16 protein-coding genes and 1 tRNA gene are annotated in these 15,854 nt (G+C 41.3%); 9 read left to right on the forward strand and 8 right to left on the reverse strand.

Annotation, left to right across the window (positions count from 1 at the left end):
* Positions 1-4: 4 nt before the first annotated feature.
* Both MTF68_RS13525 and zigA read right to left on the reverse strand, forming a co-directional pair.
* Complete coding sequence (locus MTF68_RS13525) at positions 5-694, reverse strand: DUF1826 domain-containing protein (protein ID WP_248462767.1); 690 nt, start codon at positions 692-694, stop codon at positions 5-7.
* Positions 694-1,893 carry a zinc metallochaperone GTPase ZigA gene (zigA, locus tag MTF68_RS13530; protein ID WP_248462769.1) on the reverse strand — a complete coding sequence of 400 codons (1,200 nt, stop codon included), beginning with the start codon at positions 1,891-1,893 and terminating at the stop codon, positions 694-696. Before zigA ends, MTF68_RS13525 begins: the two co-directional genes overlap by 1 nt.
* Positions 1,894-2,109: 216 nt before the next feature.
* Here zigA and MTF68_RS13535 point away from each other — a divergent pair, with 216 nt between their 5' ends.
* From MTF68_RS13535 to MTF68_RS13565, 7 genes are all read left to right on the forward strand, one after another.
* The gene (locus MTF68_RS13535) at positions 2,110-3,195 is read left to right on the forward strand and encodes an alkene reductase (RefSeq protein WP_004586951.1); all 1,086 of its coding nucleotides are present in this window, start codon (positions 2,110-2,112) and stop codon (positions 3,193-3,195) included.
* 180 nt (positions 3,196-3,375) lie between these two features.
* Positions 3,376-4,458 carry an RDD family protein gene (locus tag MTF68_RS13540; protein WP_248462770.1) on the forward strand — a complete coding sequence of 361 codons (1,083 nt, stop codon included), beginning with the start codon at positions 3,376-3,378 and terminating at the stop codon, positions 4,456-4,458.
* A gap of 83 nt (positions 4,459-4,541) precedes the next feature.
* Positions 4,542-4,793, forward strand: a complete 252-nt coding sequence (locus MTF68_RS13545) for a type II toxin-antitoxin system Phd/YefM family antitoxin (protein WP_004586953.1) — start codon at positions 4,542-4,544, stop codon at positions 4,791-4,793.
* On the forward strand, positions 4,783-5,073 hold the full coding sequence (locus MTF68_RS13550) for a type II toxin-antitoxin system RelE/ParE family toxin (RefSeq protein ID WP_064386099.1): 291 nt from the start codon (positions 4,783-4,785) through the stop codon (positions 5,071-5,073). Before MTF68_RS13545 ends, MTF68_RS13550 begins: the two co-directional genes overlap by 11 nt.
* Before the next feature lie 86 nt (positions 5,074-5,159).
* Complete coding sequence (locus MTF68_RS13555) at positions 5,160-6,011, forward strand: alpha/beta hydrolase-fold protein (protein ID WP_248462771.1); 852 nt, start codon at positions 5,160-5,162, stop codon at positions 6,009-6,011.
* An 89-nt stretch (positions 6,012-6,100) separates the two neighbouring features.
* Entirely contained in the window at positions 6,101-6,550 is a 450-nt protein-coding gene (locus MTF68_RS13560; RefSeq protein ID WP_248462772.1) for an FxLYD domain-containing protein, read from the forward strand.
* Positions 6,551-6,593: 43 nt separating this feature from the next.
* Positions 6,594-6,938 carry a 2OG-Fe(II) oxygenase gene (locus MTF68_RS13565; RefSeq protein WP_126007659.1) on the forward strand — a complete coding sequence of 115 codons (345 nt, stop codon included), beginning with the start codon at positions 6,594-6,596 and terminating at the stop codon, positions 6,936-6,938.
* A gap of 89 nt (positions 6,939-7,027) precedes the next feature.
* Here the strand turns inward: MTF68_RS13565 and lnt are convergent, their stop codons facing one another.
* The 5 genes from lnt to miaB are packed head-to-tail and all read right to left on the reverse strand — an operon-like array spanning position 7,028 to position 12,493.
* Positions 7,028-8,578, reverse strand: coding sequence for an apolipoprotein N-acyltransferase (gene lnt / locus MTF68_RS13570; RefSeq protein ID WP_248462773.1), 1,551 nt, complete (start codon positions 8,576-8,578; stop codon positions 7,028-7,030).
* On the reverse strand, positions 8,559-9,443 hold the full coding sequence (gene corC / locus MTF68_RS13575; RefSeq protein WP_004589463.1) for a CNNM family magnesium/cobalt transport protein CorC: 885 nt from the start codon (positions 9,441-9,443) through the stop codon (positions 8,559-8,561). The genes lnt and corC overlap by 20 nt, the downstream gene beginning before the upstream one ends.
* A 22-nt stretch (positions 9,444-9,465) precedes the next feature.
* Positions 9,466-9,924: an rRNA maturation RNase YbeY gene (ybeY, locus tag MTF68_RS13580; RefSeq protein WP_024033864.1), complete on the reverse strand. Its 459-nt coding sequence runs from the start codon at positions 9,922-9,924 to the stop codon at positions 9,466-9,468.
* 4 nt (positions 9,925-9,928) lie between these two features.
* Entirely contained in the window at positions 9,929-10,987 is a 1,059-nt protein-coding gene (locus MTF68_RS13585) for a PhoH family protein (RefSeq protein WP_004589461.1), read from the reverse strand.
* A 57-nt stretch (positions 10,988-11,044) separates the two neighbouring features.
* On the reverse strand, positions 11,045-12,493 hold the full coding sequence (gene miaB, locus MTF68_RS13590; RefSeq protein ID WP_029774570.1) for a tRNA (N6-isopentenyl adenosine(37)-C2)-methylthiotransferase MiaB: 1,449 nt from the start codon (positions 12,491-12,493) through the stop codon (positions 11,045-11,047).
* 244 nt (positions 12,494-12,737) lie between these two features.
* Between miaB and MTF68_RS13595 the strand changes: the two genes are divergently transcribed.
* Positions 12,738-13,919, forward strand: coding sequence for an FAD-dependent monooxygenase (locus MTF68_RS13595; RefSeq protein ID WP_248462873.1), 1,182 nt, complete (start codon positions 12,738-12,740; stop codon positions 13,917-13,919).
* Positions 13,920-14,075: 156 nt separating this feature from the next.
* Positions 14,076-15,665, forward strand: coding sequence for a bifunctional diguanylate cyclase/phosphodiesterase (locus tag MTF68_RS13600; RefSeq protein ID WP_055253088.1), 1,590 nt, complete (start codon positions 14,076-14,078; stop codon positions 15,663-15,665).
* Between the two features lie 4 nt (positions 15,666-15,669).
* Here the strand turns inward: MTF68_RS13600 and MTF68_RS13605 are convergent.
* A tRNA-Gln gene (locus tag MTF68_RS13605) sits at positions 15,670-15,744 on the reverse strand.
* Positions 15,745-15,854: the final 110 nt, after the last annotated feature.

Here is a 15,854-nt window from a genome sequence, read left to right on the forward strand (position 1 = left end):
AACTTTAAATAAAATCGAGGGTGAGCAACAAGCGTTGCTCGCTTGTAGCCACCGGTGGAGAGCGGTGTACAAGCCCTGCGCCTTCGTTTTCATCCCAGTACTCACCTTTAAGCAGGGCAACATCCCCTTGATTTAGCTGATTAATATTATTTAGGCTTTTAAATAAGCCAGACTCTTCATCGGGCTTACCCAAATTACCAGTTCCAAGCTTTGAGCGGTCTACATCGTTGTGATTTAACCACTGCGTTGCAACGCCTTGGTAAGTTGTCACTAATCGGCACGGAATTTTGTCTACATGAAAGCGCGGGCACATAGGTTTATCTAATATTTTTAGCCTTAAACCGGCGCGTTTTAAATCAAATAGGCAGCAAAACATTTCAACTAATAATGCTATGTCTTTACACAGCGCATCAGTTTTTTCGCGGTTATTATCATCTGGTTTAAGTGCAGTAACTAACTTATCAAACGCATCATCGGGTGATACCGCAAGCTCAAGTGGTTTTATAGCATTAGTGCTAATGAGTGTATTAACGGCATTTGTTAATGCTTGTTCAAGGTCTCTTAGCCAAATAACGATGTTAGTGTTTTGGTCATAAATGTGTGGCAATACATTGGCGTTACTTTCTTCAGCAGCTCTTCGGTGGAGTTGCTCAGTGGGTTTTATTTGCGCCGTTATTGGAGCTAGGGCATTCATTACACTTCCTCCCAAATAGGAAACGGGTCGTTATAGGTTTTCCAAAAATCTTTACCTTTAAGCACAGCTTCTTCTGGCAGTAGGCAGTCATCAAGCGCCTCAATCATGGCTTGTTTATTTAACGACTGACCAATAAATACAAGTTCTTGACGCATATCACCAAAGGGCTCTACCCATTTACTGTTTATATCAGCAAGTAGCTCGGGCTCTGTGGGCCAGTCTTTTTTAGGAATTGCTTTATAAAACATGCCTGTAAATCCGTAATGAGCTATACCGCCTGCTTGGCTCCACTGCGCGCAAAATAAAGGGCGCGTTGCGAGCCAAAAATACCCTTTAGAGCGAATGAGCTGGCCAAATTGCTCGGTGTTGTGCAAAAAGTGATAAAACTTCTCAGGGTTAAATGGGCGGCGCGCCGTATAATTAAAGCTGCTAATACCATACTCTTCGGTTTCGGGAATGTGTTCACCACGCATTTCTTTAAGCCAACCTGGTGCTTGTTGGGCGCGTGCAAAATTAAATAAGCCCGTATTGAGCACTTCATTAATATTAATATTGCCGTTTGATATGGGAATAATGTTAGCTTGAGTATTAAGCGTATTTAAAATGGCAATAAGCTTATTGAGCTGTTCATTGGTGACTAAATCAGTTTTGCTAATTAAAATAACGTCGGCAAATTCAACTTGATCAACAAGTAGGTCGGCCACGCTTCGCTCGTCGTCTTCTCCTAACGATTCGCCAGTATCTTGTAAATCGTTTGCTTGTTCGTAGTCGGTTAAAAAGTTAACCGCATCAACCACGGTTACCATGGTATCGAGGGTGGCAACATCACCAAGAGAAACACCGTTTTCGTCGGCAAAGGTAAATGTTTCGGCAACCGGTAGAGGTTCTGAAATGCCTGTTGATTCAATGACGAGATAATCAAAACGGCCATCTTTGGCAAGTTTACCCACTTCAACAAGTAAATCTTCTCGTAGTGTGCAGCAAATACAGCCGTTGCTCATTTCGACGAGTTTTTCGTTGCTGTGATTGAGCGATACATCGTTTTTAATTGTGGCTGCATCTATGTTTATCTCGCTCATATCGTTGACTATAACAGCCACTTTTTTTCCTAGTCGGTTATTAAGAATATGGCTAAGTACGGTTGTTTTACCAGCGCCTAAAAAGCCTGATAACACTGTGACGGGCAGTTTATTGATCATTTAATTTTACTTACTAATAGGTATTTGTTGGTATGTTATATTGTATCAATTGAGTTTTCTAGCACTAGCATGACTTTTTAAATGGTTTGTATGTAATGCTCAGCAGAAGAATAAGTAGACACTTTTGCAAATACAACAAAGCTATTTTGTGTTTTTTGCTATTTTTGAATTTATATAGCTGCGCTATTATGAGCGCCATCAAACTTAGGAGGCATTATGACGTTACTTTTCTCACCCATAGAACTTGCAGGTAAAACTTTAAAAAACCGTATTGTTATGCCACCAATGACTCGCTCGCGCTCAACGCAGCCTGGCGACATTGCCAATGATTTAATGGCCACTTATTACGCGCAGCGAGCAAGTGCTGGGTTAATAGTAAGCGAAGGCACACAAATAAGTGAGCTGGGTAAAGGCTATGCCTGGACACCAGGTATTTACACAAACGAGCAAGTCGCAGGTTGGCGCACGGTGACCAACAAAGTGCACGATGCTGGTGGCGTTATGTTTGCGCAGCTTTGGCATGTAGGGCGCGTAACACACAGCGATAACACAGGCGGTGTGCAGCCTATATCAGCATCGGCCATTGCTGCAAAAGACGTAAAAGTATTTGTAGATACAAACGGCGAACCTGGCTTTGTAGATACTCAGTTACCGCGTGAAATGAGCAAGCAAGATATTGAAAATGTACTAGGCGAATTTCGCCAAGCGGCTAAAAATGCAGTAGACGCAGGCTTTGATGGCATAGAGCTACACGCCGCTAATGGGTATTTAATTAACCAATTTTTAGACTCGCAATCAAATGCCCGTACTGATGAATATGGCGGCAGTGTGCAAAATCGTTTGCGTTTTTTAACAGAGGTTGTAAATGCCGTAAGCGATGAAATTGGTAGTCAAAAAGTAGGTGTAAGGCTTGCACCACTTACCACGCTTAACGGCACGGTTGATGATAACCCAGAGCAAACATATTTAGCCGTTGCTCAAGCACTAAACGACGCTGGCGTGGGCTACATGCACATTGCTGAAGCCGACTGGGATGATGCCCCTTTAATGAGCGTTGAATTTAAACAGGCTATTCGTAAAGCGTACAGCGGCGTATTAATTTATGCAGGTAAGTACACTAAAGAACGTGCCGATGAAGCCCTAGCACAAGGCTGGGCCGACATGATTGGCTTTGGTCGCCCGTTTGTGTCTAACCCAGATTTACCAGCACGTTTAGAGCAAGGTAAACCGCTAAATAGCCACAACCCCGACACCTTATTTGGTGGTGCAGAGCAAGGCTATACCGATTACCCAACCGCTTAATTATTTATAAATAAAGTATTTTAAGGGCTGCATGTATGCAGCCCATTTTTTATGCTGGTAAATCAATAGCTTTAACTTGAGCTAATACCAATTCGCAAAATAGATCACTTAATTAAGCGGATTGATATAACAATAAAAAGCGCGTAAGTTAAATAGCTTACCCATTTTAAAAACATAAAAATGAAAAACAAAGAGATAGAGCAACTCGCGTTATCAGACTCTGAAACCAAAGACGTGATCACCCCGTATGCCTTTAAAATTGACCAAGCGTTATTAGGTTTTCCATTAGCGAGCCCAATTAAACGTGCATTGGCGATGACTATTGATGTCACTTTAATATTTATGGCCGCTAAGTTAAGCGCCACTTTAATTGCTTTTGTGGCTGCCATGGCTTTTTATAAAGGCACTGCGCAGCAATATCTTCCAAAAATGTCGTCGTTTTGGCGAAGAGCCCTAAAGCTTTTTGCCGCGAGCTTTTTATTTGTAAGTTCACTAACTGTACTCTCGTTAGCGATTGATTTTTTTGAAGGCGATACCGCTATTCAAACACCTCAACTAGAAAAAACACAGCAAAACGATGAGCTAAGCGAGCATGATAAAGCAATAATACGCACCTATTTAACACAAACAGACGACGATAAAAACTGTGATGACGCTTGCCAAAGCGTTGCTCGAGCAAATTTAGTTGGCCAATTACCAGCGCTTGCTGAAATGCAAAACGTAGGAGGTATTGAAGTTACGCGCACATTATTGCACTTAATGGCTATATCTGATGATGAGCCCGTTGCGGCAGATGATTTTAAAAATAATGAGACAGAGCGAGAAAGCATTTCGGGCGAAATAACTCATAAAAGCAATATCACTGAAAAAGCTGAAACTAAAAGCGAGCAAACCAAACCTGTCACCAGCATTTTGCAATGGGGTAAAGGCATTATTCAAGACCTAGGCCTTGGTTTTGGTTGGGCTGCCGTATACTTTACGTTGTTCTCGTTATTATGGCGCGGACAAACCCCAGGTAAAAAAGTATGTAATATTCGGGTGGTCTCACTAAATGGCGAGCCACTAGGTATGCTTGATTGTTTTGGCAGATACGGTGGATACGGCGCCGGTTTTGCAACAGGTTTATTAGGCTTTTTACAAGTGTACTGGGACCCAAACAGGCAAGCTATTCAAGATAAAATATCAGCGACTGTAGTTATTCAGGGCAGTGTGAACCAGGTTGTAAATGCACAAACGGTACAAGAGACTTTAAAAACTACTTAGAAAATAAGCAATTATAAAATATATAGCTTTAGATAAAAAAAGGGCTAAAATAAGGTCTTAATTTAGTTCTTTATAGGTGTTATATGAGACAGGTTTTAGCTGATTGTTCGGCAAGTATTTCAGAACTTAAAAAAAACCCAACCGCGCTTTTAAATGAAGCTGATGGCGCTGCAATAGCCATATTAAATCATAATAAGCCTGCAGCTTACTTGGTGCCTGCACAAATGTATGAGCAACTTATGGAACAATTGGATGATTATGAACTAACTAAAGTTGTTGAGAGCCGCAGAGGCGATTTATCTCAAGCGGTTGAAGTTAGTATAGATGACTTATAAGTTAAAGTTTTTACCAGCAGCCTTAAAAGAGTGGGAAAAACTTGCGCCACCACTTAAAAGCCAGTTTAAAAAGAAACTTGCTGAGCGCTTAGATAATCCGCATGTCCCAGCCTCTAAATTACGCGGCTTTGATAATGTTTATAAAATAAAATTGCGTACGGCAGGGTATCGCCTTGCTTACGAAGTTATTGATGACGAAGTTGTGGTGTATGTACTCGCAATTGGTAAACGCGATAAAGATGCAATATATAAAAAGTTAGCCTCAAGAGCTAAGGAATAGCTTATCAATAAAAGCGGTGTTTTGATTGTTGAAAGAAGGGCGGGCGTTTCTTCTTGGTTAGCTATTAATTTAATACAAGGATATGTATGAAAGTCTTATCAATAATATTTTTATATTTATTTTTTACAATAAATGTAAATGCCTCAGAGCCTATTACTTTAGCCAAAACCTATCAGCTTGAGTCTGTAATTTTAAATGAACAACGCAGTTTTAGCGTTTATTTACCACCAAGCTACAATGAAAACCCCAATCAGTCATACCCAGTTATTTACTTGCTCGATGGTGACCAAACACACCTAAAAGCTGTCGCTGGGCTAGTCGAGGCACTTAGTACTCAGCGGCTTGAGCAGCAAATACAACAAGCAATTATAGTAGCCATTCCTAATAGTCAAAATGCGATAAGAGAGCGTGACTTTACCCCAACCAATGTTGATTGGACATTTAACGGTGAGCTTCTTGAAAAGTTTGAAAATATTGGCAACGCCTCAAATTACAGTGCCTTTTTTGAAAAAGAACTTATTCCTCTCATTAATAAAAATTACCGAACATCAACTAAACGCGTATTAATAGGTGAGTCCTTCGGTGGCTTGTTTGCCAGCTATGTATTGCTTAGCAACCATGCGCTATTTACAGATTACTTAATAATTGATGCAACCTACCTGTGGGATAATAACTACCTAAACCGTTATTTTGATGAGAAACAACTTATAAATAAGCCGCTTAATGGCAATGTATATTTTACCTTTGCAAATAATGACGAAGCGTTTGGCGAAATTGGTAAAACAAATTACCAATGGGGTGTAGCGTTTGCTAAAAAGTTAAAAGCGCACCCAAGCAATAATCTAATTATTAATCAACGTTACTTTAAAGATGAAACTCATGGCACAGTCGCTGCGCTTAGTTGGTATTATGGGTTAAAAAGCTTATTAAAAAGGTAAACTTTAACTTATAAACTTAGTAGGAAAAAAAAGGGTTGCTTTGGGTATATTATTTACTAAATTCAGTGGGAAAATTAAAAGGGAATTAAATGAGTAATAATTTTAATGAGATTATAAAGGGTTTTTTTTGGGGAGCAGGGTTTGTAATAGCAACTCTAGGTGGCATCAGTGTATACGCGCTCACAATAGCTGCTGAGGTGGAGAGTGGATTTAAAGAGCAGGTTTCTAATAAAACATTAGATAGCACGTCTGATTTAAGTAATGATTACAAACTTACCCTTTCTGATATTTTTAAAGAAAATGGGCGGGTTAGAATAACTGCAGAGCTAAAAAATATAACCAACGAAAGCATATACGCAGCTGGAGTAATTGCTTCTACATTTGATAAGAATGGCAAATTTGTTGGTAATTGTTTAGGTAAAAGCGATGACATACTTATAGAACCGAATAAGAGTAGCTATATTGATATTCATTGCAATCTACTAAGACCACAGGCGAGCAGAGTACACTCTGCCAAACTGAAATTTAAGTGGTTTTGATATTCTTTCTAAGGGATTTTCAGAACAAGTGAAAGTGTAGTTTATGGCAAATAAATTATTTAGTTGGCAACGTGGGCGACAAAAGTCGGGTTACGATAAAATGTTATTGTGCTACATGCTTTTCCCTTTTAAATTGGATGCATACTTAATTAAATTCCCGCAGGGCAGTGAAATAAAGCCGCATACCGATGAAGTTAAAACTGGCAGGCACTTTAGGCTTAATGTTGTATTGAAGCATGCCGCTAGGGGTGGTGAGTTTATGTGTGAAAACCCGATTATAAATTACAGTCGAATTAAACTTTTCAGGCCCGATATTGAGCGGCATCAAGTATTAAAAATAGAGCAAGGTACTCGCTATATTTTAAGCATAGGTTGGATCAAAAAGTAATTATTGTAGGTTGGGTAGAGCGAAGCGAAACCCAACAAAAAACACCTTTCTTTTTAATAGCTGTTTTTTACACAGCTATCAACTTCCATTCACTTTCTAAACCTAACCCCAATTCCACCGATCATCATCAACACCACAAATCCCCATACAAACACATTGCCGTATTGGCTGTACACGCTGTCGCCTTGTATAAGATTTATATCGGCTTTCATGGTCGCAGCTTCAAACTGTGGCATGGTTTGTTGTGTGTGGCTTATTGGGTCGTATACGGCGCTTACGCCATTGTTGGTAACACGTACCAGCGGGCGTTGTAACTCTAATGCGCGCATGCGGGCTATTTGCATGTGTTGTAATGGCCCAATGGAGTCGCCAAACCACGCGTCGTTACTTACGGTAAACAGCAAGTCAGAGTCGCTTTGGTAATTACCGCGTACTAAATCGGCAAATACTATTTCGTAGCAAATCGCAGGTAGCAGATTAAATCCATTGGCGCGTAGGTTATTTTGCACTCTATCGCCACGCGTAAACGATGACATAGGTAAATCAAATAATGGCGCTATAGGGCGCAGTATATCCTGAAATGGTACAAATTCGCCGATAGGTAACAACTGGTGCTTACGGTAGCGGTTTTTGTCTAGGTAGCGATAATGGCCGCGCTCGTCGTTGTGCTCTTTATTACCTACCACAATAAGGGTGTTGTAAATGGTTTTGGTGTCGAGTTGGTAGTCAACAATACCGGTAACTAATGCGGTTTTATTAAACGAGGCCGCGCTGTCTAAATTGGCTAAGTACGTGTCGGCAAGGGCTTCTATTTCGGGCACTGCGGCTTCGGGCCATACCACTAGGTCGGCATCCCAATGTGGGCGTGTTAGGTCTTGGTACTTGCTCATGGTGGTCCAAAACTCACTGGGTTCAAAGCGCAGGTGTTGTTTAATATTACCTTGTACCAATAAGGTCGACATTTCTTTACCTGAGTAGTGATTATTACCGGTATTTAATGCGCCAATAACAAGTAACGCTAAAGCGGCTGCGCTTATTAATGGGGTTTTAAAATCTTTTTGGGTGAGCCTGTAAAGGGCAAAACCAATGGCAACACAGGTAAGCGTTAAGCCAAATTCGCCAATATAAGGGGCAAGCAGCCTAAGCGGGCCATCTGTTTGTGTATAGCCAAAACTTAGCCACGGAAAGCCGGTCAGTAAGTGTCCACGTAAGTATTCACTAATGGCTATGGTGGCAATTAGAAGTGCCCCCATGCTTTTAGGGCCACTTGCAAAGCGAGTTGCAGCCCAAAACGCCAGCGCCGGAAACAGGGCTAAATATGAGCACAGTAAAGCCATTAACGAGAGCGATGCTATAAGCGGCATGCCGCCAAAGGTGGCAATAGATACATGCACCCAGCTAATACCCGCGCCAAACCAACCTAAGCCAAATATAAAGCCATATTTAGCAGCGCTTTTTGCGTGCGCTTTGCCTGTGTTGTTTGGGTTAATACAAAAAATAATGGCGGCAATGCTAAAAAATGCGATGGGCCAAATTTGGTAAGGGGCGTAGCCAAAAGTTAAAATAAGGCCCGCAACCAGTGCGAGCCATGCTTTTTTATCTTTTACTAACAGGGTGAGTTTAGTTAGTAGTTTCTTCACTGTCGTTTTCATCAACCTTAGGAACGGTGACTTGCAGTTGTAAAATACGACGGTTATCAGAATTAGTTACTTTAAACTGATAGTCGTCAATTTCAATTGTTTCGCCGCGACTTGGCATATGGCCAAATGCGTGTAGTACCGTGCCGCCAATGGTGTCGGCTTCATCGGTGCTGTAACCTGTTTTAAAGTACTCGTTAAAGTCATCTACAGGGGTGAGCGCTTGTACTACGTATACATGCTTAGCAAGTTGGCGAATATCTTGTTGATCTTCTTCTTCGTCGTGTTCATCTTCGATTTCGCCGACAATTATTTCAAGAATATCTTCAATGGTGACAAGGCCCGATACACCGCCGTATTCGTCAATGACAATAGCCATGTGGTAGCGTTGCTGACGAAATTCATTTAGTAGGGTGTCTACGCGTTTGCTTTCTGGCACTACCATGGCTGGGCGTAAATATTCGCGCAGTGAGGGTAGGTGCTCATCTTTATTTAAAATAAGCGGCAGCAAGTCTTTTGCGAGCAAAATACCTTCAACGTGGTCTTTGTCTTCACACACCACCGGAAAACGCGAGTGGGTGGAGTCGACCATCATGGGGATCAAATCTTCAAGGGGGCTGTCGACCTCAAGTGTGACCATTTGTGAGCGCGGGATCATTATATCGCGCACTTTAAGCTTGGATACACCAAGCACACCTTCGATCATTTCTTTGGTTTCTGGGTCGATTACGTCACGCTCTTGCGCGTCAGCAATTACTTCAACCAGCTCTTCTCTATTCTGGGGTTCCCCTTGCAACATTTGGGCTATGCGGCCCATCCACGTTTTGCCAGAAGAACCCTGGCTAGATTGCGAGTTATCGTCGCTCATTGCGTCTAAATGCTCCGTTAATTTAAATTTCGTCCCGGTATGGGTCAGCTATGTTTAGCTCTGCAAGTAATTGCTTTTCTATGCTTTCCATCTCAAAAGCGTCTTCACTCTTTATATGGTCAAATCCAAGTAAATGCAAGCATCCATGAATAACCATATGGGCAAAGTGGTCATGAAATGACTTTTCTTGCTCGATTGCCTCAGCTAATACAATGGCTGGGCAAATTATTAAATCACCTACTAATGGCAAATCAATGCCTGGCGGTGCTTCAAATTCGAACGACAACACGTTGGTTGGTTTATTCTTACCACGGTAGTCATTGTTTAATTGTTGTGATTGGGCTTCATCGCTTATAACGATGCTCAGCTCAGATTCATCACGAAACTTGCTCAGGGCTTTATCGGCCCACAGTGCAAATTGTTCTTCGCTTGGGAGGTTGTCAAACTCACACGCTATTTGTAAATCTAATTCGGTGCTCACGGTATTACTCTTTAGTAGAAGGCGGCTGTTGAGCGGCAAGTTGCTCTTTGGCTTTTTGTTTTTCTATACGCTTTAGTCGCTCGCTTTCGTCATTGCGCTCGTAGGCTTCGACAATACGGCCAACAACAGGGTGGCGAACAATGTCGTGCGATTGGAAAAAGTTAAAGCTAATTTCTTCAACATCGCTAAGTACTTCTATTGCATGGCGAAGGCCTGAGCGCGCACCGCGTGGTAAATCAACTTGTGTTATATCGCCCGTTATTACTGCTTTAGAGTTAAAGCCTATACGGGTTAAAAACATTTTCATTTGCTCGGCGGTGGTATTTTGGCTTTCATCTAAAATAATAAACGCATCATTTAGTGTACGGCCACGCATGTAAGCAAGTGGGGCAATTTCAATAATGTGTTTTTCAATAAGCTTTTCTACTTTTTCAAAGCCAAGCATTTCAAATAGCGCGTCGTAAAGAGGGCGTAGGTATGGGTCTACCTTTTGGCTTAAATCACCTGGTAAAAAACCTAGTTTTTCGCCAGCTTCTACCGCTGGGCGGGTAAGTAATATACGACGTATTTCTTGGCGCTCTAGGGCATCTACTGCGGCTGCAACTGCTAGGTATGTTTTACCTGTACCGGCAGGGCCAATCCCAAAGGTAATGTCGTGATGCAAAATATTAGCAACATACAAACCTTGGTTGTCGTTACGCGGTTTAATTACGCCACGGCGGGTTTTAATAAACATTTCTTTGCCGTACGCACTTTGCGGCACTTCTTGTTCTAAGGCTTTTGATTCGGTAATGGCTAAATGTACGTTGTCGGGCTCTATTTCACCAATTTCGCCACGAACAGGTTGAGTATCAACATAAAGGTTTTTTAAAATGTCTACGGCCGCGGCACTTGAGTGCAGTTTACCTGTTACTTTAAAAAAGTTGTCGCGGTGGATTATTTCAACACCTAGGCGGCGTTCAATTTGTTTGATGTTTTCGTCAAACGGGCCACATAAAGAAGAAAGGCGTTTGTTGTCGGCAGGTTCTAAATAAATCTCTAATGTTTTTAACTGATTACTCAAAATTACTTCCTATTCGGGTGCGCCAGTAAGGGTTACTGGCGCAATGAATTTATACAACTACGGTACGAAAGTAGCTACGCCAATTTCGTTGGTTGTATCGATTTTTGGCTCAACGCTTGCAGCTTTTGTTAAAATAGCTGAAGGAGCAATATCACGACGTAAGTTCATTTCTGATTCTGTACGAATTAAATCGCCACGTAAAGAGTTTGGTAACGCTTCGGTAATACGTACATCAACAAACTGGCCGATCACTGTGTGTGGGCCAACAAAGTTAACTACACGGTTGTTTTCGGTGCGGCCACGTAATTCCATTGGGTTCTTTTTAGAAGGCCCCTCAACTAAAATACGTTGCTCTGTATCAAACATTTGGCGGCTAATTTGTTGTGCCATTTGTGTAATACGGTTTTGTAATAGGTATAAGCGCTCTTTTTTCTCTTGCTCTGATACGTCATCAGGTAAGTCGGCGGCAGGCGTCCCTGGACGCGCACTGTAAATAAAGCTAAAGCTCATATCAAAGCCAATGTCGTTAATTAGGTTCATTGTGGCTTCAAAGTCTGTTTTGCTTTCACCTGGGAAACCAATAATGAAGTCTGACGACATGCTTAAGTTAGGGCGAATTTTACGCAGCTTACGTATTGTTGATTTGTACTCAAGCGCTGTATGGCCGCGTTTCATTAAATTAAGAATACGGTCTGAACCACTTTGCACAGGTAGGTGTAAGTGATCAACAAGCTCTGGTACATCAGCGTACGCATCAATAATATCTGGCGTAAACTCTACCGGGTGCGAGGTGGTGTAACGAATACGGTCTATGCCATCAATCGCTGCTACATAACGGATTAAATCTGAGAAGTAACAAATTTCGCCATCGTGTGTTTCACCGCGGTATGCATTTACATTTTGACCAAGCAGGTTTACTTCACGTACACCTTGCTCGGCAAGTTGCGCAACTTCTAATAATACGTCATCTAATGGGCGGCTAACTTCTTCACCACGGGTATAAGGTACAACACAAAAAGTACAGTACTTAGAACAACCTTCCATTATTGATACAAATGCAGACGGGCCTTCTGCTTTTGGCTCTGGTAAACGGTCAAACTTTTCAATTTCTGGGAACGAAATATCAACCACCGATGAGCCTTTGTCGCCTTGCACTTGTTTAATCATTTCTGGTAAACGGTGCAATGTTTGTGGGCCAAAAATAACATCAACAAACGGTGCGCGCTGGCGAATAGAGTCACCTTCTTGTGAGGCAACACAACCACCTACACCAATAATTAAGTCTGGCTTGTCGTCTTTTAATAACTTCCAGCGACCTAATTGGTGAAATACTTTTTCTTGCGCTTTTTCACGAATTGAACAGGTGTTAAGTAAAATAACGTCGGCGTCTGCTGCTTCTTCCGTTAGCTGGTAGCCGTTGGTTGCATCTAAAAGATCAGCCATCTTCTGAGAGTCGTACTCGTTCATCTGACAACCCCAAGTTTTGATATGCAGCTTTTTGCTCATTGAAATATAGCCTCGTGTTCAATTCGGTAGTGGCACAAAAATGTGCTTAAAACGGGATTAAGGAGCAAGGTTGCTCACTTAAAGGACGCGTATTTTAGCTGGATACCCGCCCAGATCCAAGTATAGTTTTCATGTTTGTGATCTCAAATCAATACACAGGCAGTTTAATAGCGTGATAGTTATATACTCTCGCACTAATGCGGCGAGTTACGGTACAATCAAAACAGTTTCACGTATTAACCAAATGATGAAAAACATGACTCAAAACAAAGTGATTGTTGTAGGCGCTGGGATGGTCGGTGCGGCCATGGCCATAAAGCTTGCACAGCAAGGAAAATCAGTACAAATAATAGAAAAAAAACTGATTAACGCCGACGCCATTTTAGCAAGTGATCAGGTAGATATACGGGTATCGGCTATTAACCGTTTTTCAGAAAACCTGCTGGACGAGCTAGGGGCTATGCCTATTTTAAGGCAAAATCGATTAGCACCTTACACGCAGTTAGAAGCATTTGAGCGCGGTGGCGACAACCTATTATTTGATTGCGCCGATATTAATACTTCGCACTTAGGTCATTTAATCGAAAACAATTTAATACAAGCAAGCCTTTGGCAGCAGTTTGCGCATTATAATATTGAGGTTATTGAACAATCAGCACCTTTAAGCGCTATTGAGCAAGACACAACGTCAATCACCCTCATTTATGGCGATACCCGTTACACTGCTGACTTAGTTATTGCGGCCGATGGCGGGCAATCGCAGCTACGAGCAAAGGCAAATATTGGTGTAACAGGGTGGCAGTATCAGCAGCACTGCATGGGCGTACTAATAAAGCTAGATGCGCCGCAGCAAGTAAAAACGTGGCAACAATTTACCCCTACAGGCCCGTTAGCATTTTTACCTATGCAGGCGCCATACGCTAATTTAATTTGGTACGACAGCGCTAATACCTTACAAAACTTTAAAGGGTTAACGGCTGAGCAAATTAAAGCGCATGTTTTAAATAAGTTTCCGCTTCTTGCAGGGGATTTTGAGGTGCAAAACCATGCGGTATTTCCGCTTACCCGTCAGCATGCAAATAATTACTCTAATGGGCGTTTGGTGTTAGTGGGCGATGCGGCTCATACAATTAACCCACTGGCTGGGCAGGGCGTTAATTTAGGCTTTCAAGATGTGGTAGCACTCGCACAGGCACTTGAAGACGCTGATGATATTGGTTGCCCGCTAAAACTAAAAGAATACGAGCGAAGCCGCCGTAAAGCCAACCTATTAATGATGAGCATGATGGATGCGTGTTACTTTGGTTTTTCTAATCAAATTACGCCACTAAAATGGGCACGCAGCCAGTTTTTAAAAATGGCTAACAATACCGGTCATTTAAAAAACTGGGTATTAAAATACGCCATTAGTGGGGAGCTTAATTAAATCCGCTTAAGTGATTGGCTAAATTAATAAATGCACAGCCAGTCACTCCCTTTCTTATGCCACTTGGGCACCTGCATAGTTGTCACTATTAATTTATTCCGTTATTGCGTTTTTTTGCCATACTCAAACTACTAACCAATTAAAAGTTGTGTGTTTGTGGATAATTTTTTTATTTTTATACTCATTGTCGGCGCTTTGCTACTAACGCTGAGCATTGTGCCAACAATAAAAATTTGTAAAAAAACTAACCGTGTTTCGTGGATTTTGCTACTGGCGCTTATTTTTAGCTTTATAGTGGGTTATTGGTATGTACTTTATTATTTTGTAAATAACGATATTGCCGGATTTATTGCTATGAGCGTATCGCTAATTTTATTTGGCGGGGGCGCTTTTGTTTATTTAGTTATTCAGCTCAGTTATAAAAGTATTTTAAAAATAGACCGCTTTGCAAAACGTCAACGAACCCTTGCCGAAAACGACAGCTTAACCGGCCTCCCTAATCGAAAAAAGTTTTTTCAGGTGCTTAACAAACAAGTTAAGTACGAGCCTTCGTTTTATTTAATGCTTATAGATTTAAACCGCTTTAAATCGATTAATGACTCATACGGCAATAAAGTAGGGGACATGCTGTTAAGCATTTTTTCAAAAACACTCAGCCATAATATTGTGGGAATAGCCAAGCTGTACCGTTTAGGTGGCGATGAATTTGCACTTATTGTTGATAGCTCAGCCAATGAGGCAATTAATTTATGTATTGAAGCAATAAAAAAATCAACTAAACACCCATTTCATATTTACGAGCATAGCTTACGTGTACACGTGACTGTGGGAATAACAACCTTTGCGAATCACTCGTCGCACGCTAATGAGCTATTAAAGCAAGCAGACTTAGCACTGCATGAGGCTAAAGACACACAGCAACTGTATGTACATTACTTTGAGGCGCTGAGCACCCGAGCAAATGAGCTTTCAAATATGACCTCACGTATTAAGCACGCCATTAAAAACCACGAATTTGAGCTTTATTTACAGCCTATTTTTGATGCCAGAGCCGATGAAGTACATGGTGCAGAGGCATTAATACGCTGGCCGCAAAGTGATGGCTCATTTATTAGTCCAGAAGTATTTATTGGCATTGCTGAGCAAAGTGGGTTGATATTAAATATTTCTAAATGGGTGCTACTAGAAACAATAAAGCATTTAAAGGAGTTAAAAGCAGCTGGGTTTATAGGTTCGTTGCATGTAAACCTTTCTACTAAAGATTTAGAAAGCCCGGAGTTTTATGAGTTTGTTGAAGAACTAGTTAAGCATGACCCAACGCTAAGCGACGCAATTATTTTTGAAATAACCGAATGCGCTATGATGACAAACCTAGAAGCCGCCCGCACTATGATGCAAAAACTAAATAGCAGAGGGTTTGAATTTAGTGTAGATGATTTTGGTACTGGTTTTTCTTCTTTGGTATTACTGCGAGAATTACCAATAAGCCAAATAAAAATAGATCAGTCATTTATAAAAGACATGCTGACTCAAATAGCAGATTACGCGATTGTTGAATCGACATTGTTTTTAGCGACGCGACTTAATTGTAAAGTGGTGGCAGAGGGAATAGAAGATAACGATCTTAAACAAACATTAACGCTAATGGATTGTGATTATTTGCAAGGGTATTATTTTAGCAAGCCAGTAAACATTAATGAGTTTATACACAAATATGCTAATGAAGAAGAGTACAGGATAATATAGAAATTGGCTGGGATACCAGGATTTGAACCTGGGAATGCCAGGATCAAAACCTGGTGCCTTACCGCTTGGCGATATCCCAACGCTAAATTTGGAATAGTTTTAGTTCTAGGTAAGAACATGGTGCGGAAGGAGAGACTTGAACTCTCACATCCTAAGATACTGGAACCTAAATCCAGCGCGTCTACCAAT

This window comes from Pseudoalteromonas sp. 2CM37A, from assembly GCF_023161885.1.
GTDB lineage: Bacteria > Pseudomonadota > Gammaproteobacteria > Enterobacterales > Alteromonadaceae > Pseudoalteromonas > Pseudoalteromonas atlantica.

Excerpts from the sequence above, each read along its gene's own strand:
- MTF68_RS13525 (WP_248462767.1), bottom strand. The coding sequence starts at position 694 with ATGAATGCCCTAGCTCCAATAACGGCGCAAATAAAACCCACTGAGCAA.
- zigA (WP_248462769.1), bottom strand. The coding sequence starts at position 1,893 with ATGATCAATAAACTGCCCGTCACAGTGTTATCAGGCTTTTTAGGCGCT.
- MTF68_RS13535 (WP_004586951.1), top strand. The coding sequence starts at position 2,110 with ATGACGTTACTTTTCTCACCCATAGAACTTGCAGGTAAAACTTTAAAA.
- MTF68_RS13540 (WP_248462770.1), top strand. The coding sequence starts at position 3,376 with ATGAAAAACAAAGAGATAGAGCAACTCGCGTTATCAGACTCTGAAACC.
- MTF68_RS13545 (WP_004586953.1), top strand. The coding sequence starts at position 4,542 with ATGAGACAGGTTTTAGCTGATTGTTCGGCAAGTATTTCAGAACTTAAA.
- MTF68_RS13550 (WP_064386099.1), top strand. The coding sequence starts at position 4,783 with ATGACTTATAAGTTAAAGTTTTTACCAGCAGCCTTAAAAGAGTGGGAA.
- MTF68_RS13555 (WP_248462771.1), top strand. The coding sequence starts at position 5,160 with ATGAAAGTCTTATCAATAATATTTTTATATTTATTTTTTACAATAAAT.
- MTF68_RS13560 (WP_248462772.1), top strand. The coding sequence starts at position 6,101 with ATGAGTAATAATTTTAATGAGATTATAAAGGGTTTTTTTTGGGGAGCA.
- MTF68_RS13565 (WP_126007659.1), top strand. The coding sequence starts at position 6,594 with ATGGCAAATAAATTATTTAGTTGGCAACGTGGGCGACAAAAGTCGGGT.
- corC (WP_004589463.1), bottom strand. The coding sequence starts at position 9,443 with ATGAGCGACGATAACTCGCAATCTAGCCAGGGTTCTTCTGGCAAAACG.
- miaB (WP_029774570.1), bottom strand. The coding sequence starts at position 12,493 with ATGAGCAAAAAGCTGCATATCAAAACTTGGGGTTGTCAGATGAACGAG.
- MTF68_RS13595 (WP_248462873.1), top strand. The coding sequence starts at position 12,738 with ATGATGAAAAACATGACTCAAAACAAAGTGATTGTTGTAGGCGCTGGG.